This is a genomic window from Streptomyces sp. NPDC044002 (genome assembly GCF_056434525.1).
This window is the reverse complement of sequence record NZ_JBWKEZ010000013.1, coordinates 127274-143930: the sequence shown is the minus strand read 5'-3', so window position 1 is coordinate 143930 and position 16657 is coordinate 127274. Positions and strand designations below refer to the sequence as shown.

Sequence of the window (16657 nt, the reverse complement as noted above, 5' to 3'; positions counted from 1 at the left end):
CCCCCCCCCCCCTCCCCCCCCCCCCCCCCCCCCCCCCCCCCCCCCCCCCCCCCCCCCCCCCCCCCCCCCCCCCCCCCCCCCCCCCCCCCCCCCCCGCCGCATTCTCCGCTGCACGGACCGACCTGGGGGGTTGGAACATGGGGTTCTTCGACGGGATCAGGGGCGCTCGCGCCATGGGCTTCGACTCGGGCAACGCCTCGTCGAACGCCATCGAGCTCACCAAGCGGCAACCGACGGTGTCGCTCACCAAACAGCAGGCCGTCCACGGCAACATGCGCGTGAACCTCTCCTGGCGGATGCGCACCTCCGACTTCGGCGGCCGCTCCGGCCAGAGCGGGCAGCTCTTCCGGCACCCGTTCAAACTCTTCAAACCCGACATCGTGCAGGCCCACACCCAGGGCATGGTCAACGTGGACCTGGACATGGGCTGCCTCTACGAGCTGACCGACGGCACCCGGGGCGCCGTACAGCCCCTGGGCAACCTGCTCGGCGACCTCAACGACCCGCCGTACGTGAAGCTCAGCGGCGACGACCGGTTCGGCTCGGGCTCGGGAGAGACCCTCTACATCAACCTCGACCACGCCGACGAGATCAAACGGCTGCTGGTCTTCGTCTACATCTACGACCAGACCCCGGCCTTCGACCGGACCCACGCCCTGGTCACCCTCTACCCGACGGCCGGGCCGCGGATCGAGATCCCGCTGGACGAGCGGCACCCGCAGGCCCGTTCCTGCGCGGTACTGTCCATGGAGAAGGTCAGGGGCGAGCTGATCGTGCGCCGCGAGGTGAAGTTCGTGTACGGGTTCCAGGCCGAGCTGGACCGGCTGTACGGCTGGGGGCTCCAGTGGGGCCGGGGCTACAAGAGCACCAAGGCCTGAGCCCCGGGCGGCGGGGGCCGGAAGGGCCCCCGTTCCCCCGGCGGCGTCAGCGGTGTCAGCGGCGTCGGCGGCGTCGGCGGCGTCAGCGGCGGATGAACTGCGGACCCTGTACCGGCAGCCGGAACGACGGGTCTCCGCCCGGAGCCGGCACCGGCACCGGGGACACCGGCTGCGGGTACCCGTACGCGGGCTGGGCGGCCGGCGGGGCCTGGGTGACCGGGGTCTGCACCGGCGGGCGCATGGCGGCGGTCCGGTCGTCCCCCGGGCCGCCGGCGGCGGCCGGGGCCGGCTCCGCAGCGGCGCCGGCCGCCTCGGCGGCGTTCTCGTCGACGGAGATCCCGTGGTCGGTGGCCAGCCCGACCAGGCCGTCGGAGTAGCCCTCGCCCAGGGCGCGGAACTTCCAGCCCTCGCCCCGGCGGTACAGCTCCCCGCAGATCAGCGCCGTCTCGGCGCCGGTCTCCGGGCGGACGTCGAAGTGGGCCAGCGGCTCGGGAGCGCCGCCCGGCGTGGCGTCGTACAGCTGGATCCGCAGGTCGCGGACCTGCTCGAACGGCACGTCCTCGGCGGAGGCCACCACCAGGACCCGGTCCACGACCGGCGGCACGGCCCGCAGGTCCGCCTGGACCGCGTCGGTCACCCCGTCGCCCACCTGCTTCTTGCCCAGCCGCCACACGGACCCCGAGGGGTGGCGGGGCTGGTTGTAGAAGACGAAGTCCTCGTCCGAGCGCACGCGCCCGTCCGCCCCCACGAGCAGCGCGGAGGCGTCCACGTCCGGCACCTCCGGTCCGGTGGTCCAGCGCAGCACCGCCCGGACCGCCGTGGCGGTCACCGGGATGTTGGAGCCCTTCTGCATCGCGTGCGTCATGCCCGTCATCCTGCCCTCCCGGGGCCGACCGGGACAATGCGGCCCCCCGTAGGGCCTTGTCCCGAGGGCGAGAGCTGGGCATGGTGCAAGAGGGTTACCTGAACTTCATGTGCTTGAGGAACTCTTGACTCACGTTCGTACGTACTATTACCGGCCACGCCAGTTGGGCCGCCGAGGCAGTACGGGGGAAGCACATGCGTCACTTCGGGCACATATCGCCCACCGTCCGCAAGGACCTCTTCCACCAGGAGCCGGCGGAGTTCGACCTGGCCTCCCCGGCCAGGATCCTGGCGGCCGCGCTCGGAGCCACCCTCTACAGCCCGGCCGTCCGCCCCAGGCTGGCCGACGACATCCGCAAGCAGGCCGGGCGGGGCGTCGTCTCCATGGTCCTCTGCCTGGAGGATTCCATCAGCGACGCCGAGGTGGTGGACGGCGAGGAGAACCTCGTCCGGCAGTTCGCGGCCCTCGACGCCGAAGGCCCCGGCCCCCAGGGGCTCCCGCTCCTCTTCATTCGCGTACGCACCCCCGAGCAGATACCCGACCTCGTCCGGCGGCTCGGCGCCTCGGCCCGGAACCTGGCCGGATTCGTACTACCCAAATTCACCGAAAGCCGCGGAACGGCCTTCCTGGACGCCATCGCCCACGCAGAGGCCGACGCCGGACTGCCACGCCTGTATGCCATGCCCGTCCTGGAGACCCCCGACCTCCTCCACCTGGAGACCCGGGTCGAGGCCCTCGCCGGCATCAAGCACACCGTCAACCGCTACCGCGACCGGGTCCTCGCCCTGCGCCTGGGCGTCACCGACTTCTGCTCCGTGTACGGACTGCGCCGCACCCCCGACATGACCGCCTACGACGTCCAGATCGTCGCCGGCGTCATCGCCGACGTGGTCAACGTCCTCAGCCGCGCCGACGGCACCGGCTTCACCGTCACCGGCCCCGTCTGGGAGTACTTCCGCAGCCAGCAGCGCCTCTTCAAGCCGCAGCTGCGCCGCAGCCCCTTCCTGGAGGAGGGCGTGGAGGAGCTGCGCACCGCCCTGATCGAACACGACCTGGACGGCCTGCTGCGCGAGATCGAGCTCGACCGCGCCAACGGGCTGCTCGGCAAGACCTGCATCCACCCGGCCCACGTCACGCCGGTGCACGCGCTGTCGGTGGTCTCCCACGAGGAGTTCAGCGACGCCCAGGACATCCTGCGCCCCGAGCGCGGCGGCGGCGGAGTGATGCGCTCCGCCTACACGAACAAGATGAACGAGGTGAAGCCCCACCGGGCCTGGGCCGAGCGCACCATGCTGCGCGCCGAGGTCTTCGGTGTGGCGAAGGAGGAGGTCGGCTTCGTCGACCTCCTGACGGCCGGGCTCCAGGTGTGAGCGGGCCGGCCATGACGAGGAAGGGCAAGACGATCGACACGGTGTGGTCGGGAACCTGGGTCGCCGAGCGGCTGGGCGTGGACCTGAGCGGAGCCGACGGCGGCACCTCGCCCGAGCTGCGGGAACTGCTCGGGCTGGCCCTGCGGCGCAATCCGAAGCGGGCCCACCTGCTGGTATCGCAGGTGCTGGGCAAGCACGTCCCGCAGTCGCCCGCGACCGTGTACGCGGCCGGGCACGGACTCGGCGTCCGGGTCCGCGAGCTGCTCGGCGACTCCGCCGCCGACGCGGTCGTCCTCGGCTACGCGGAGACCGCGACCGGGCTCGGCCACTGCGTCGCCGACGGCCTGGGCCCCGCCCCCTACCTGCACTCCACGCGCCGCCCGGTGCCCGGGCTGCGGCCCGCCGGCGGGTTCGAGGAGGCCCACTCGCACGCGACCTCGCACCTCCTGCTGCCCGAGGACCCCGCACTGCTGGCGGGGGAGGGGCCGCTGGTCCTCGTCGACGACGAGTTCTCCACCGGCAACACCGTCCTGAACACCATCCGCGACCTGCACGCCCGCCACCCGCGCACGCACTACGTGGTCGTCGCCCTCGTGGACATGCGCTCCGCCGCAGACCGGGACCGGCTCACCGACTTCGCCGCCGAGCTGGGCGCCCGGGTGGACCTGATCGCCCTGGCGTCCGGGACGGTATCCCTCCCGGAGGGGGTCCTGGAGAAGGGGCGGGCCCTGGTCGAGGAGTACGACCCGGTGACGGCCGGGACTCCGGTCCCGGGCGCCCCGGCCGCCGCAGTTCCGGCCGCCGACGCCTCTGCTGCCGGCGGCGCGGACGGCGCGGCTCCGGTGGTCACCCGGGTGCCGCTCGGCTGGCCCGCCGGGCTGCCCGACGGCGGCCGGCACGGCTTCACCGCAGCCCACCGCGAGGAACTGGAGGCCGCCCTGCCCGCCATGGCCGCGCGGCTCGCCGACGCGCTCGGCGCGCTCGGCGCGGAGTCCGGGGGGAGGGTCCTCGTACTCGGCAACGAGGAGCTGATGTACGCGCCGCTGCGCCTCGCGCGGGCCCTGGAGGAGTCCGGGACGGCCCGCGAGGTGCGGTTCTCCACCACCACCCGCTCGCCCGTGCTCGCCGTCGACGACCCCGGCTACGCCATCCGCACCCGGCTGGTCTTCCCCGCCCACGACAGCCCCGCCGACGGGCCCGGCGACCGCTACGCCTACAACGTCGCCGGCGCCGGCTTCGACACCGTCGTCGCCGTCGTCGACTCCGCCGGGGACACCCCCGAGCTGCACGCCGGACTGCTGGCCCGGCTCGCCCCGCACACCGGCCGGGTCGTCCTGGCCGTCGTCCCCTCCTACACGCCCGACGACCGGCAGGAGCCGACCGTGACCCAGCCGCCGCTGCCCGAACCGCTGCGGGGGCCGGCCTTCTCCTCGTACGCCCCCGAGGACGTCGGCTGGCTCCTCCAGGACCTCTCCGACGTGCGGCTGGAGGCGCCGACCGAGGAGCGCGAGGAGGCCATCCAGGCGGGCGGCGCCCACTACGCCGAGTCCCTGCCCGTCGAGTACCAGCCCTCACCGCAGTACCAGGAGCTCTACCGCGGCGCCCTGGAGGCCTCGGCCGCCCGGATCGCCCGCGCCGTCGGCACCGTCACCGAGACCGTGCTCGCCGAACGCTCCCCGTCGCCCGTACTGGTCTCCCTGGCCCGCGCCGGCACGCCCGTCGGCGTACTGATGCGCCGCTGGGCCCGCGCCCGGCACGGCCTGGACCTGCCGCACTACGCCGTCTCCATCGTCCGCGGCCGGGGCATCGACGCCAACGCCCTGCGCTGGCTCGCCGCCCACCACGACCCCGCCGACGTCGTCTTCGTCGACGGCTGGACCGGCAAGGGCGCCATCACCCGCGAGCTGCGCGAGGCCCTCGCCGCCTTCCCCGGCTTCGACCCGGAGATCGTCGTCCTCGCCGACCCCGGCTCCTGCGTGGAGACCTACGGCACCCGCGAGGACTTCCTGATCCCCTCCGCCTGCCTCAACTCCACCGTTTCCGGACTCGTCTCGCGTACGGTGCTCAGGTCCGACCTGGTCGGCCCCCACGACTTCCACGGCGCGAAGTTCTACCGGGAGCTGTCCGGAGCCGATGTCTCCACCGCCTTCGTCGACACCGTCGCCGCCCGCTTCGACGAGGTCGCCGACGCCGTCGCCGCCGAGGTCAAGGAGCTCCTCGCCGCCGACCGCACCCCGACCTGGGTGGGCTGGGCGGCGGTGGAACGGATCAGCGAGGAGTACGGCATCCACGACGTGAACCTCGTCAAGCCCGGCGTCGGCGAGACCACGCGCGTGCTGCTGCGCCGCGTGCCGTGGAAGATCCTGGCCCAGCGCGGGGCCGGCTCCGACCTGGACCACGTACGCCTGCTCGCCGAGCAGCGCGGAGTGCCGGTCGAGGAGGTCGACGACCTCCCGTACACCTGTGTAGGACTCATCCACCCCCGCTTCACGCGCGGCGCCACGGGCGCCGACGGAAAGGCAGTGGCCTCCCAGTGACCCGCCAAGAGACCGTCCTCGTAGCCAGTGACCTCGACCGGACCCTCATCTACTCCTCGGCCGCCCTCGGCCTGACCATGCCCGACCCGCAGGCCCCCCGGCTGCTGTGCGTCGAGGTGCACGAGGGCAAGCCGCTGTCCTACATGACGGAGACGGCCGCGGCGCTGCTCGCCGGACTGGCCGCCGACCCGTCGGCGGTCTTCGTCCCCACCACCACCCGCACCCGCAAGCAGTACCAGCGGATCCGCTTCCCCGGCCCCCAGGCCCGGTACGCCATCTGCGCCAACGGCGGCCAGCTCCTGGTGGACGGCGTCCCGGACCGGGACTGGCGGCGCGCGGTGGCCGGACGCCTCGCGGCGGAGTGCGCCCCGCTGGAGGAGGTGCACCAGCACCTGCTCGCCGTGTCCGACCCGGTGTGGCTGCGCAAGGCGCGCCTCGCCGAGGACCTCTTCGCGTACCTCGTCGTGGAACGGGCGCTGGTACCCGACGAGTGGCTCAAGGCCCTGACCGAGTGGGCCGGGGCCCGCGGCTGGACGGTCTCCCTCCAGGGCCGCAAGATCTACGCCGTCCCGCGCCCGCTGACCAAGAGCGCCGCGATGCGCGAGGTCGCCCGCCGCACGGGAGCGGCCACGACCCTCGCCGCCGGCGACTCCCTGCTCGACGCCGACCTGCTGCTCGCCGCCGACCGGGCCTGGCGGCCGGGACACGGAGAGCTGGCCGACGCGGGCTGGAGCGCCCCCACGGTGACCGCCCTGAACACGGCCGGGGTCCTGGCGGGCGAGGAGATCGTCCGGGAGTTCGCGCGGGCGGTCGGCACACCCGCCGCATGACCTCCGCCCGGGCCGCCGCGGGCCGGCCGGCCCAAGGGCCGCACGGTCCCCGGGGTTGCGCCCGCCGCTCGGCACGACCGCCGCGCGACCCCCGGGCCGCCGCAGGCAATTGGCACACTGGCCGCATGACCAAGGGCAACAGCACCAAGATCACCGACGAGCTCTACCAGTACGTCCTGGCCCACAACCCCCCGCTGGACGAGATCCAGCGGGGGCTCGTGCGGACCACCTGGGAGAAGTTCCCCGAGTCGGCCGGCATGCAGTCCGCGGAGGAACAGGGCCCGCTGCTGGCCTTCCTGGTCCGGCTGACCGGCGCCCGCCACATCGTGGAGATCGGCACCTTCACCGGCTTCTCGGCCCTGTCCATGGCCCAGGCCCTCCCCGCCGACGGCCGCCTGATCGCCTGCGACGTCTCGGAGGAGTGGACCGCGTACGGCCGCGAGGCCTGGGCGGCGGCCGGCGTCGCGGACCGCATCGACCTGCGCATCGCCCCGGCACTGGACACATTGCGCGCCATGCCCGCGGAACCGCACATCGACATGGCGTACGTCGACGCGGACAAGGAGAACCAGATCCTCTACTGGGAGGAACTGGTGCCGAGGCTGCGCCCGGGCGGGCTGATCGTCACCGACAACACCCTGTACCACGGCACCGTCCTCGACGAGTCACCGCAGAGCCGGGGCGCGAGCGTCCGCGCCTTCAACGAACACGCCAAGGCCGACACCCGCATGGACTCCGTCCTGCTGGCGATCTCGGACGGCCTCACCCTCTCGCGCAAGCGCTAGGGCGTATCCGGAGGATCAGCCGCAGCCGCCCCCGCCGCAGCAGCCGCCCCCACCGGCGGGCGCGGCCGCGGGGGCACTGCTGGTCCCGCCGACGGCGACGGCGGAGAGCAGCTTGACGGTGTCGGCGTGCCCCGCGGGGCAGTCGGCGGGCGCGGACGACTCGGCCATCGGCCGGCTGACCTCAAAGGTGTCGTCGCAGGTCCGGCAGCGGTATTCGTAACGAGGCATGCCCACAGGCTACGCAGTCCCGTGCCCCGTCCGGAATCCCTCGCGGACCCGCGTCTCGCGCGCCGCCTGTTCGGGGTGGCGGGCGCGCCAGTACGGATTGTCGTGCGGCAGGGCGCTGCCCACCCGCCCGTACATCCCGAACCACATCAGCATCACGCCGACGACGAAGCTGAACAGCACGTTCTGGATGTGGAACGCCAGGAAGTTCAGGCCGGTGTCCAGCAGGGCGAGGTTGACGAACCCGCTCACGATGAAGGCGATCCCGAGCACGATGTTCAGGGTGGAGGCGAAGGTCCCGCCGACCACCATCCCGGCGAACAGCAGAGCGCCGATGCAGATCGACAGGACGCTCAGCGCCCCGTTCGTGTTCAGGGCGAGCACGGTGTCGCCGCCCGTGTCGAAGAAGCCGATCCGGTCGACCAGGCCCAGGATGCCGAAGGCCACCAGCAGCAGCCCGGTCAGGCCCGCTCCGACCCGGTACACCTTGCTGAGCTTGTGGTCCGCGGGCAGGTGCTCGTCCAGCCGGGCGTTGACCGGGTGCAGCATCCGCTCCAGCAGGCGCGGCCCCTGCCGCTGCGGCGGCGGCCCGTACGGCTCGTGGGGCACGTAGGGCGCGTAGTGCTCGTGCGGCTCGGTGCACCCGTACGCCGCGTGCGCCACGTACGGCTCGTGGGGCACGGGGGGTACCGGGGAAGCCGCCCGGTGCGTGCGGGGGCGGTGGAACGTGTGGGCAGCCATGGCGCCCTCCTCAGTCCGCTGTTCCGTTCCAGCATCCGCCGCCGCCCGCGGCCTGGCTACCCGACCGCGCGCTCGCCGCGGATGTCCGACACCACCCGGCCCACCGCCGCCCGGACCTGCTCCAGCTCCTGGAGGAAGTGCCAGTAGTCCGGGTGCCGCCCCTCCAGCCCGGCCAGCGCCCGCTCCATCCGCGCCACCGACTCGTCCAGCGGCCGCGCGTGCCGCGGATCGGGCACGCTCCGGCCGGCCATCGCCAGCCGCTGCGCGTCCCGGATCGCGAAGCGCGTCCGCTCCACCTCGGCCTTCGGGTCCCGCGCCACCGCCTCCAGCCGCGTGAGCCGGTCCTGCGCGGCCGACACCGCCTCGTCGGTGGCGTCCAGCGCGGCCCGCACCGCCTCGACCAGTGCCGTTACGTCGGCCCAGCGCTGTTCCTCGCGCGCCCGGCCGGCCTCCGCCAGCCGGTCCTCCGCCTGTGCGACGTCACGCACCGCCTGATCGGGGACGTGCTGGAGGTCCTGCCAGCAGGCCGCACTGAACCGGCGCCTCAGCTCGCTGAGCACCGGATCCACCCGGTCCGCCCGGTTGCGCAGCGCCTGCGCCCGGGTCCGCAGGCTCACCAGCCGCCGGTCGATCTCCGCGGCCCGCTCGGGCAGCCGCGCCGCCTCGGCCCGCACGGCCTCCGCGTCCCGCAGGATCCGGTCGGCTCGCTGCACCGTCTCCTGCACCCCGTGCAGGGCCGCGCCCTGGTTCAGCTTCGTCAGCTCCGGCCCCAGCGCCGCCAGCCGCGCCGCGAGGTCGTCGGCCCGCATCCCCCCGGCCCGCGCCGCGTCCAGCGCGTCACTCGCCGCCAGCAGCGCGGCCCGCGCCCGCTCCCGCGCCGGCGCGACCCGCGCCAGCTGGGTCTCCGCCTTGTCCAGCAGCGGCTGCAGCCCCTGCGCGAACCGCTCCAGCTCCCCCTTGACCCGCACCAGCTCGTCCCGCGCCCGCGTCAGCTGCTGCCGCGCCTGCGCCGCAGCGGAGCCCTCCAGGTCGACCCGGTCCAGGTCGTGCGCGTCGACGGCCTCGATGTAGGCGTGGCTCACCTCGTCGATCCGCCGCCCGAGCGCCGCGAACCCCTCGGCGGCCTGCCGCGCCGCGGGAGACCCGTCGGCGGCGGCGATGGTCTCCATGGAGATCCGCAGATCCCGCTGCGCGGTGTCCAGCTCGTAGAACGCGGCCGCGGCGGCATCCTTAGCCGCCTGCGCATCGGCCCGCCGCCCCTCGTCCCGCCCGCCAAACCACCGCCGGGATGCCGTCGTCACAGTCCCACTCCCGTACCCCGTCCGCCCGTGCCCCGGTCCATTCTCCCCCAAGGGAACGGGATTGCGTGGGGGGTCCGCGCTGCATGTAGGCTGTCCACTCGTCCACGGGTGTGTAGCTCAGGGGTAGAGCGCTGCTCTTACAAAGCAGATGTCGGCGGTTCGAAACCGTCCACGCCCACCAGTGCGAAGGCCCCCCGCCGGTTTCGGTGGGGGGCCTTCGTGTGTGTCTGGGGTTTGCGGCTCAGGCGTTGGGGCGCTTGCCGTGGTTGGCCTTCTTCTTCTTGCGGGCGCGCTTCTTGTTTCCTCGCTTGGCCATGTGTGGCTCCCTGGGGGCCGGAAGGATCGGGCGTTCGTCAGTCTAGGTTCCGGGCCGGTTTCCCGCGCGGTGGAGCGGGGATCTGGAAGGTGTGGCAGGCGCGGCGGAGTGGGTCTGGGTCGTGGGGCTCGGGGTGGCCGGCCTTGGGCTGCTGGCGGCTGCGGTGATGAGCCGGGTCCGGTTCGAGCGGGAGCGGGACGCCGAGCGGCAGAGGCTGCTCGCGGGGCTGGGCGGCGGGTCGCGGGAGGCGGGGGAGCCGCGGCTGGTCGATGCCGGGGCGCACCGGGGGGAGCCGGCCGAGCTGGGGGACCGGCATGACGACTTCACCCCGATTCTCGTCGAGTACTACGCCTACGGGCTGACGCAGGCGCGCAGCAGCTTCGCGATCAGCCAGCTGTTCGCCGGGGTCGGCGCGGCCGTGCTGCTCTTCGGGGTCGGGCTCGCGGTGTGGAAGGCCGAGGGCGCCGGGGACGCGTACCTCGGGGTCGTCACCAGTTCCGTCGGCCTGGTCGTCACCCTCGTCGGGCAGCTGTTCCACCGGCGCGCCGACCTCGCCCTGCGGCACATGGCCGCCCAGACCGCCGCCCTGCGCGAGGACCGGCGGGCCGCGGAGAGCATCCAGCAGGCGATGGGGCTCCTGGAGGACGTCGGCGACCCGGAGCTGCGCGGAAGGCTCCAGGCCGCGCTCATCATGAAGCTTTCCGGGGCCGAGCTGCCGCCGTCCGCGCCATAGTGGAGGTATGTGCCGCTCCATTAAGACCCTGCGCCCGCCCGCCATCCCCGAGAAGGCCACCGAGGAGGAGATCCGCGCGGCCGCGCTCCAGTACGTGCGCAAGGTGTCCGGCTTCCGGGCTCCGGCCGCGCACAACCAGGAGGTGTTCGACGCGGCCGTGGACGCCGTCGCGGAGGCGACCGCCGCGCTGCTCGACGGGGTGCAGGTCCGGGGCCGGGCGCCCGCCGCGGCGGTCTGACCGGCCGGCCGTCAGCGGGCGTGGGCCCAGCGGCGGCGCAGCAGCCAGATGCCGGTGCCGAGCGCGCCGGCCGCGAGGGTGCCGCCCAGGGCGATCCGGCCCGGGCTCATGGAGTCGATGCTGCCGCCGAGGCCGCCGCGGGCGGCGCCGGGGCTGACGGTGAGGGTCACCGTGACGCGGCGGGTGCTGCCGCCGCAGTCGAAGGTGACCGGGTAGGAGCCGGAGGCGGCGTCTCGGTAGACGGTGGCGGAGCCGGAGAAGCCGTACGCGCGGCTCGCCGGGGAGAGGGAGACGTCGCCGAAGGCGCGGGAGGATGCCCGGGCGGACGAGCTGTCGCAGCCGTCGACGGTGAGCGTGACGCGGCTGCCGGGGGCGACGGTGCCCGGGGAGACGGTGGCGGAGGGGGCGGCGGAGGCGAGCGTGGCGGGTGTGACGGTCGCGGCGACGAGTGTCGCGGCCGCGATCCCGGTCAGGCGGCGCCGGTTGCGCGTGCGCGTGGGGGACATGGAGGGGGCTCCTCGGGCTCGTCGAAACGGCGCGGCCAGGGCCGGACGTGACGCGTTCGGTCGCGCCGTTCTCCGGACGCTAGAAGCCCGGGGGTGGGGCGGCGATCGGTGCCGGGTGAACGGGTGACCTGCCTGCTCCCTCCGGGGGACGCGAGGCGTCCCGGGGGCGTGTCACGCGGGCGCAGGGTCCGGGGAGGGGCGGCGGAGGAGGTAGGCGGCCAGGGAGCCGGCCGCGAAGAGCGCGACCGTGGAGACGGCGGTACCGAGCCAGGCCGTACCCAGCCACTGGGTGCCGAACCAGCCCAGTGACACGCTGTAGCTCGCCCAGCTCATGCCCGCCAGCACCGACCAGGGCAGGAACTCCGTCGCCTTCCGCCCGGTCCGGCCCGCCCCCAGGGAGACCACCGAGCGGCCGGCCGGGGCGAAGCGGGCAAGGACCACCAGCGCCCCGCCGCCCCTCGCCAGGGCGGTGCCCAGGCGTTCCTGGGCCCGGGTCAGCCGGCGCGAGCGGGCGATGGCGCGGTCCAGCCGGGCACCGCCGCGCCGGGCCAGCCGGTACGCCGCCATGTCACCCAGCACCGATGCGGTCGCGGCGACCACCAGCAGCAGCCGGATGTCCGGGACCTGCGCCGGCGAGCCCGTGGCCGCCGCCGCGGCCGCGGCGGCACTGATCACCAGCATCCCGCTCGGCAGCACCGGCAGGAATACGTCGAGCAGCACCGACACCGCCACCGCGGCGTAGATCCAGGGGCTCGCGGTCACCGACCCCAGAGTCTCAAGCAAAGCGGAACTCCCCCGTCCGAAGCGCCGCGTCGTCGCGGGGAGCGGCAGGGGCGGCTGACAGCCATACAGCGTACGCCCGCCACCGCTCCGGCGGCCGCCCGCCCTACTCCGCGGCGGTGAGTTCCCGGTCCAGCACCGTCACCAGCCGGGCCCCCGGCCGGCCCGACCGGGCCTGGTCCAGCCGCAGCCGGGCGCTCCGGCCCGACAGCGCCAGCGTCATCAGCTGGTTGCCGAACCACGGGCCACCCGTACGTCGCCAGCTCACCGGCGGTCGGCCCGTCCGGCCGTGCCGGGAGAAGCCGCGCCCCAGCCACCGGCCCAGCCGCGACCAGCCCAGCCGGAACCCCCACTTCACCGCCGTGTGGATGGAGTTGTGCACGGGGGAACAGGTCAGCTGGAACACCCCGGCGGTGCTCGGTATTCGGGGCTCGGCCACGTACGCGTGGTGGACGTCCCCGGACAGGACGCAGACCGTCGCCGGGGCCTTGGGGCCGGTGCCCACTTCCTCGATCAGGTCGCTCAGCGCGGCGAACGAGGCCGGGAACGCCGCCCAGTGCTCCAGGTCGCTGCGCCGCCGCAGGTCCTCCCCGATCCGCGCCCACCGCGGCCCGCGCTCGCCCCGGCAGAGCGCGGCGTTCCACACTTCCGCGTCATGGATCAGCGGCGGCATCAGCCACGGCAGGGAGGACCCGATCAGCAGGTGGTCGTAATCCCCGTGGCCGTCCAGGGCGTTCTCCCGGAGCCAGAGCTGTTCCGCCGGGTCGAGCATGGCCCGGCCGTCCTCGGCGAGCACCCGGGCGGCCCGGGTGTCCACCATCAGCAGCCGCGTCCGGCCGAAGTCCCGCCGGTAACTCCACTGCGCCGAAGCCGGATCGGCGTCCGCCCCGGCCGCGAAGGCGCGCAGCGCGTCGGTGCCGTCCGGGGTGGCGCGTACGGCGGCGTAGAGCGCGTCCGCCGCGAGTTCGGCGGGGGAGAGGTTGCCCAGGTGCTGGTACACCCAGTACGACATCAGCCCGCTGAGGACCCGCTCCGGCCACCAGGCGGTCGCCCGCATCTCCGCCAGCCAGGAGGCGCTGGTGTTCCAGTCGTCGATGACGTCGTGGTCGTCGAATATGTGGAGGCTGGGGACGGTCGAGAGCAGCCAGCGGATCTCGGGGTCGAGCCAGGATTCGTAGTACAGCCGGGTGTACTCCTCGTAGTCCGCGACCTGCGCGCCCGGTGCCTCCCGCAGGTCGCGGCGGGCGGCGAGCCACGCGCGGGTCTCCCGCGAGAGGTGGTCCGCGTAGACCTGGTCGCCGAGCAGCAGCAGGACGTCCGGCCGGACCTCTGCGGGGTCGTGGGCCAGCCGCGCCGCGAGGGTGTCGAGGGCGTCGGCCCCGTGCGGTCCGCGCCGGCCGGCGGGCGGAGCCGCCTGCCGGCAGGAGCCGAAGGTGACGCGCAGCCCGGGCGAGGTCCGCCCGGGGTGGCCTCCGACGGCGGGCGTGGTGATGGTGCTCGGCGGGAAGCCGCCGCCGGTCTGCGGCCAGACGAGGGCGCCGTCGAGCAGGACCTCGTACGCCGTGGTCGTGCCCGGTGTCAGGCCGGTGACCGGCACCAGGGCGTAGTGGTGGCCGGAGATCTGGAAGGTGCGGGCGCTGCCGCCGGATCCGTCGGCGCACCGTACCTCGGCGGTGCACGGGCGGTCCGCCTCCACCCATATCGTGGCGGAGTCGCCCGTGTCCCAGTCGACGTGGCGCAGCAGTGGTCCCAGTCGCAGCCCGGCCATCCAATTCCCCCTCCTCGGAAGCCCTTTCGATCACGGTACGGGGCGGGACGGGGACAGACCTCCCCCTCGCGGGGGATAGGCAGGGTGAAACCCCGCGGTCAGCAGCCGTTCAGGACGTTCACCAGGGCGGTCTTCTCCCCGGAGTCCATGCTCAGGCCCCAGTACTGCTTCACCTGGACCCACATGCGGGCGTACGTGCAGCGGTACTCGGTGCGCGGCGGCAGCCACTTGCCGGGGTCGAGGTCGCCCTTGGCCTGGTTGACGTTGTCCGTGACGGCGATGAGCTGGGGCCGCGTCAGGTCGTTGGCGAACTGCTGGCGCTTGGTGGTGGTCCAGGAGTTGGCGCCCGAGCGCCAGGCCTCGGCGAGCGGGACCATGTGGTCGATGTCGATGTCGGAAGCGGCGGTCCAGGTGGCCCCGTCGTACTCCGAGTACCAGCTGCCGCTGACGGCGGCGCAGGAGGAGTCGGTCACGACGTTCACGCCGTCGCGCTTGAGGACCGTCTCGCGGGTGTTACAGGTTCCGGAGACCGTGCCCCAGTGCGGGAACTGCGAGCGGCTGTAGCCGGTGAGGGAGCCCTCGGCGGCGGGGGTGACCGTGGCGAGGTAGGAGCGGGCCTCGGCGGCGCTGATGGGGGCGGGCGGGGAGGCCAGGGCGGCCGGAGCGTTCACCAGCGAGGTGAGGGAGGCGAGGGCGACGGCGGATGCGAGGACGCCGGCGCGCCCGATGCGACGCGCGTAGACGGAGGGCGTGCGGGTGGATATGAGGGCCATGAGGGCTCCCTGGTGCGGGGGGTGGTGGCCGTGCGGACCCCGGCGGGGCGCGGCCATGGTGGCGGCGCCAGATGTCGCGGAGACGGGCGCCAGGTGACAGATTGCCGACATGGGCACGTCACATCAAGCCAATCAATGGCCCGCATTCAAGGGGAAGTTGAGATTCCGGCCCTCGGGGCGGCGGTGGAGCTGGGTGGGGCGGTGCCGGAGTGGGAGCGGAGTGGGGTCAAGCTCACATAACGGGCGCCTTCGTCCTGTCGGTGCCGTCGCGTACCCTGGACGGAGCAGAAGGGGAGTAGCTCTTCGCCGGACCGTCGACATACTGCTGGGTCACCCAGCCGGCGCCCGGAGGCAGGCCGCGTCAGCGGTCGGCCAGCGAGACCTTCGGCCGCAGTGCCCTGTCCATGTGGCGCGGCGCGTGCAACGCATGCTGATGCGTGGCGCGTGACGTGTTCACGCCTTCCAGGGCGCCGCTGAGCCGAAGCGACCCCTGAAACACCCCAGGTCTCTCGGTCCGACGGCGTCCTGCCCGACCGACCGATCGAGGTTCCACCCCGTGTTCAGCTTCAGCGTCCTCGCGATCGCCTTCGGCGTCGTCTTCCTCGCCGAACTCCCAGACAAGACGGCCCTCGCCGGCCTGATGCTCGGCACCCGCTACCGCGCCTCCTACGTCTTCGCGGGCGTCGCCGCCGCCTTCGCCGTGCACGTCGCGCTCGCCATCGCCGCGGGCAGCGTGCTCACGCTCCTGCCGCACCGGCTCGTCCAGGCCGTCGTCGGCCTGCTCTTCCTCGCGGGCGCGGCGATGCTGCTCCTGAAGAAGAACGACGAGGACGAGGAGGTCAAGCCGCCCGCCGACCAGTCCTTCTGGAAGGTCTCGGGGGCCGGCTTCATGCTGATCCTCGTGGCCGAGTTCGGTGACCTGACCCAGATCATGACGGCGAACCTCGCGGCCCGGTACGACAACCCGCTCTCCGTCGGCCTCGGCGCGGTGCTGGCGCTCTGGGCGGTCGCCGGCATCGGCATCCTGGGCGGACGCACGCTCATGAAGTACGTACCGCTGCGGCTCATCACCAAGATCGCGGCGGCCGTCATGGCCGCGCTGGCCGCGTTCTCGCTGTACGAGGCGATCGCGGGCTGATCCGGCCGACCGCCCCCGCGGGGGTGGTCGGCCTGCCGCGCCGCACCGGGTGGGCGGTTTACGCCGTCCCCTGCGGGCCCCGCCCGCGACCGGCCCCGTACGCCGCCGTCCCGGGGGCGCCCGCCTAGGCGGGCGGGGTGAGGGTGAGGGTGAGGGTGCCGTCGGCGGCGGGGTCGACGCGGACCGAGGTCAGGTCCGGGACGTGGGCCGTCGGGCCGTGCGCGGCGGCGCGGGGGCCTATGCCGATCACGCGCATGCCGGCCGCCAGGCCCGCCGCGATGCCGGCCCCGGAGTCCTCGAAGACCACGCAGTCGGCCGGGTCCACGCCCAGCTCGGCGGCGCCCTTGAGGAAGCCCTCGGGGTCGGGCTTGCTGGCCCCGACGGACTCGGCAGTGACCCGCACCTGCGGCATCGGGAGCGCGGCGGCCGTCATCCGGGCCTCGGCCAGGGCGGCGTCGGCCGACGTGACCAGGGCGTGGGGCAGGCCCGCGAGCGACGCCATGAACTGCGGGGCGCCCGCGACGGGGACCACGCCCTCGGTGTCGGCGGTCTCGCGCGCCAGCATCACCGCGTTCTCGGCGTGGTTGAGCTCCATCGGGCGCTCGGGCAGCAGGATCGCCATCGTGGCGTAGCCCTGGCGGCCGTGGACCACCTTCAGGGCCTCCTGCGGGTCCAGCCCGTGCTCCAGCGCCCACTCGCGCCAGCAGCGCTCGACCACCGCGTCGGAGTTGACGATGGTCCCGTCCATGTCCAGGAGCAGTGCCCGGGCGGTGAGGACGGTGGGGGCGGGGGGCGTGGCGGTGCTGGCCGGCATCGGCGGGGCTCCAGACGGGCGGCTAAAGAGAACAAGCGGTTCCGTCCACCGGTCAGGGA

The 16657-nt window shown here is 74.0% G+C and carries 18 protein-coding genes and 1 tRNA gene; 9 read left to right on the top strand and 10 right to left on the bottom strand.

Annotated features, from left to right (window positions below; all coding sequences use genetic code 11):
* Window positions 1–137 precede the first annotated feature (137 nt).
* A complete protein-coding gene (locus AC07A6_RS13100; RefSeq protein ID WP_362469111.1) occupies window positions 138–878 on the top strand; it encodes a TerD family protein in 741 nt (246 codons plus the stop codon).
* 82 nt (window positions 879–960) lie between these two features.
* On the opposite strand, the gene AC07A6_RS13095 is transcribed toward AC07A6_RS13100, so the two are convergent.
* Window positions 961–1743, bottom strand: coding sequence for a TerD family protein (locus AC07A6_RS13095; protein WP_478777135.1), 783 nt, complete (start codon window positions 1741–1743; stop codon window positions 961–963).
* Between the two features lie 194 nt (window positions 1744–1937).
* On the opposite strand from AC07A6_RS13095, the gene AC07A6_RS13090 reads away from it, so the two are divergent.
* The 4 genes from AC07A6_RS13090 to AC07A6_RS13075 all read left to right on the top strand — a co-directional run bounded on the left by AC07A6_RS13090 (window position 1938) and on the right by AC07A6_RS13075 (window position 7265).
* Window positions 1938–3113 carry an HpcH/HpaI aldolase/citrate lyase family protein gene (locus tag AC07A6_RS13090; protein ID WP_478777134.1) on the top strand — a complete coding sequence of 392 codons (1176 nt, stop codon included), beginning with the start codon at window positions 1938–1940 and terminating at the stop codon, window positions 3111–3113.
* Between the two features lie 11 nt (window positions 3114–3124).
* Window positions 3125–5650: a phosphoribosyltransferase gene (locus AC07A6_RS13085; protein WP_478777133.1), complete on the top strand. Its 2526-nt coding sequence runs from the start codon at window positions 3125–3127 to the stop codon at window positions 5648–5650.
* A complete protein-coding gene (locus AC07A6_RS13080) occupies window positions 5647–6480 on the top strand; it encodes an HAD family hydrolase (RefSeq protein ID WP_478777132.1) in 834 nt (277 codons plus the stop codon). Before AC07A6_RS13085 ends, AC07A6_RS13080 begins: the two co-directional genes overlap by 4 nt.
* 125 nt (window positions 6481–6605) lie before the next feature.
* Window positions 6606–7265, top strand: coding sequence for an O-methyltransferase (locus tag AC07A6_RS13075; RefSeq protein WP_362469097.1), 660 nt, complete (start codon window positions 6606–6608; stop codon window positions 7263–7265).
* 15 nt (window positions 7266–7280) lie between these two features.
* On the opposite strand, the gene AC07A6_RS13070 is transcribed toward AC07A6_RS13075, so the two are convergent.
* The 3 genes from AC07A6_RS13070 to AC07A6_RS13060 all read right to left on the bottom strand — a co-directional run bounded on the left by AC07A6_RS13070 (window position 7281) and on the right by AC07A6_RS13060 (window position 9532).
* Complete coding sequence (locus tag AC07A6_RS13070; protein ID WP_125816540.1) at window positions 7281–7493, bottom strand: FmdB family zinc ribbon protein; 213 nt, start codon at window positions 7491–7493, stop codon at window positions 7281–7283.
* A 9-nt stretch (window positions 7494–7502) separates the two neighbouring features.
* Window positions 7503–8039 (bottom strand): DUF4383 domain-containing protein, encoded by a 537-nt coding sequence (locus AC07A6_RS13065; protein WP_386273959.1) that lies wholly within the window; start codon window positions 8037–8039, stop codon window positions 7503–7505.
* A 248-nt stretch (window positions 8040–8287) separates the two neighbouring features.
* Window positions 8288–9532, bottom strand: a complete 1245-nt coding sequence (locus tag AC07A6_RS13060; protein ID WP_362469093.1) for a hypothetical protein — start codon at window positions 9530–9532, stop codon at window positions 8288–8290.
* A gap of 106 nt (window positions 9533–9638) precedes the next feature.
* On the opposite strand from AC07A6_RS13060, the gene AC07A6_RS13055 reads away from it, so the two are divergent.
* Window positions 9639–9713 (top strand) — tRNA-Val (locus AC07A6_RS13055).
* Between the two features lie 60 nt (window positions 9714–9773).
* Here AC07A6_RS13055 and AC07A6_RS13050 read toward each other — a convergent pair.
* Window positions 9774–9848, bottom strand: a complete 75-nt coding sequence (locus AC07A6_RS13050) for a 50S ribosomal protein bL37 (RefSeq protein ID WP_099895366.1) — start codon at window positions 9846–9848, stop codon at window positions 9774–9776.
* Window positions 9849–9939: 91 nt separating this feature from the next.
* Between AC07A6_RS13050 and AC07A6_RS13045 the strand changes: the two genes are divergently transcribed.
* On the top strand, window positions 9940–10581 hold the full coding sequence (locus tag AC07A6_RS13045) for a TRADD-N-associated membrane domain-containing protein (RefSeq protein WP_386273951.1): 642 nt from the start codon (window positions 9940–9942) through the stop codon (window positions 10579–10581).
* 7 nt (window positions 10582–10588) lie between these two features.
* Entirely contained in the window at window positions 10589–10819 is a 231-nt protein-coding gene (locus AC07A6_RS13040; RefSeq protein ID WP_125816548.1) for a DUF2277 family protein, read from the top strand.
* Between the two features lie 11 nt (window positions 10820–10830).
* On the opposite strand, the gene AC07A6_RS13035 is transcribed toward AC07A6_RS13040, so the two are convergent.
* The 4 genes from AC07A6_RS13035 to AC07A6_RS13020 all read right to left on the bottom strand — a co-directional run bounded on the left by AC07A6_RS13035 (window position 10831) and on the right by AC07A6_RS13020 (window position 14646).
* Window positions 10831–11325 (bottom strand): hypothetical protein, encoded by a 495-nt coding sequence (locus tag AC07A6_RS13035; protein ID WP_478777131.1) that lies wholly within the window; start codon window positions 11323–11325, stop codon window positions 10831–10833.
* Window positions 11326–11496: 171 nt separating this feature from the next.
* Window positions 11497–12108 (bottom strand): DedA family protein, encoded by a 612-nt coding sequence (locus tag AC07A6_RS13030; RefSeq protein WP_478777130.1) that lies wholly within the window; start codon window positions 12106–12108, stop codon window positions 11497–11499.
* A gap of 103 nt (window positions 12109–12211) precedes the next feature.
* Window positions 12212–13873 (bottom strand): alkaline phosphatase D family protein, encoded by a 1662-nt coding sequence (locus tag AC07A6_RS13025; protein ID WP_478777129.1) that lies wholly within the window; start codon window positions 13871–13873, stop codon window positions 12212–12214.
* 98 nt (window positions 13874–13971) lie between these two features.
* Window positions 13972–14646, bottom strand: a complete 675-nt coding sequence (locus AC07A6_RS13020; RefSeq protein ID WP_478777128.1) for an HNH endonuclease family protein — start codon at window positions 14644–14646, stop codon at window positions 13972–13974.
* 556 nt (window positions 14647–15202) lie between these two features.
* On the opposite strand from AC07A6_RS13020, the gene AC07A6_RS13015 reads away from it, so the two are divergent.
* Complete coding sequence (locus tag AC07A6_RS13015) at window positions 15203–15784, top strand: TMEM165/GDT1 family protein (protein WP_469114032.1); 582 nt, start codon at window positions 15203–15205, stop codon at window positions 15782–15784.
* A 124-nt stretch (window positions 15785–15908) separates the two neighbouring features.
* On the opposite strand, the gene AC07A6_RS13010 is transcribed toward AC07A6_RS13015, so the two are convergent.
* Window positions 15909–16598: an HAD-IA family hydrolase gene (locus AC07A6_RS13010; RefSeq protein WP_478777127.1), complete on the bottom strand. Its 690-nt coding sequence runs from the start codon at window positions 16596–16598 to the stop codon at window positions 15909–15911.
* Between the last annotated feature and the right edge of the window lie 59 nt (window positions 16599–16657).

Bases quoted from the DNA above. Each gene is read 5' to 3' on its own strand.
- AC07A6_RS13090 (WP_478777134.1), top strand. From the start codon at position 1,938: ATGCGTCACTTCGGGCACATATCGCCCACCGTCCGCAAGGACCTCTTC.
- AC07A6_RS13010 (WP_478777127.1), bottom strand. From the start codon at position 16,598: ATGCCGGCCAGCACCGCCACGCCCCCCGCCCCCACCGTCCTCACCGCC.
- AC07A6_RS13100 (WP_362469111.1), top strand. From the start codon at position 138: ATGGGGTTCTTCGACGGGATCAGGGGCGCTCGCGCCATGGGCTTCGAC.
- AC07A6_RS13035 (WP_478777131.1), bottom strand. From the start codon at position 11,325: ATGTCCCCCACGCGCACGCGCAACCGGCGCCGCCTGACCGGGATCGCG.
- AC07A6_RS13025 (WP_478777129.1), bottom strand. From the start codon at position 13,873: ATGGCCGGGCTGCGACTGGGACCACTGCTGCGCCACGTCGACTGGGAC.
- AC07A6_RS13085 (WP_478777133.1), top strand. From the start codon at position 3,125: ATGACGAGGAAGGGCAAGACGATCGACACGGTGTGGTCGGGAACCTGG.
- AC07A6_RS13070 (WP_125816540.1), bottom strand. From the start codon at position 7,493: ATGCCTCGTTACGAATACCGCTGCCGGACCTGCGACGACACCTTTGAG.
- AC07A6_RS13095 (WP_478777135.1), bottom strand. From the start codon at position 1,743: ATGACGCACGCGATGCAGAAGGGCTCCAACATCCCGGTGACCGCCACG.
- AC07A6_RS13065 (WP_386273959.1), bottom strand. From the start codon at position 8,039: ATGCTGCACCCGGTCAACGCCCGGCTGGACGAGCACCTGCCCGCGGAC.
- AC07A6_RS13020 (WP_478777128.1), bottom strand. From the start codon at position 14,646: ATGGCCCTCATATCCACCCGCACGCCCTCCGTCTACGCGCGTCGCATC.
- AC07A6_RS13040 (WP_125816548.1), top strand. From the start codon at position 10,589: ATGTGCCGCTCCATTAAGACCCTGCGCCCGCCCGCCATCCCCGAGAAG.
- AC07A6_RS13075 (WP_362469097.1), top strand. From the start codon at position 6,606: ATGACCAAGGGCAACAGCACCAAGATCACCGACGAGCTCTACCAGTAC.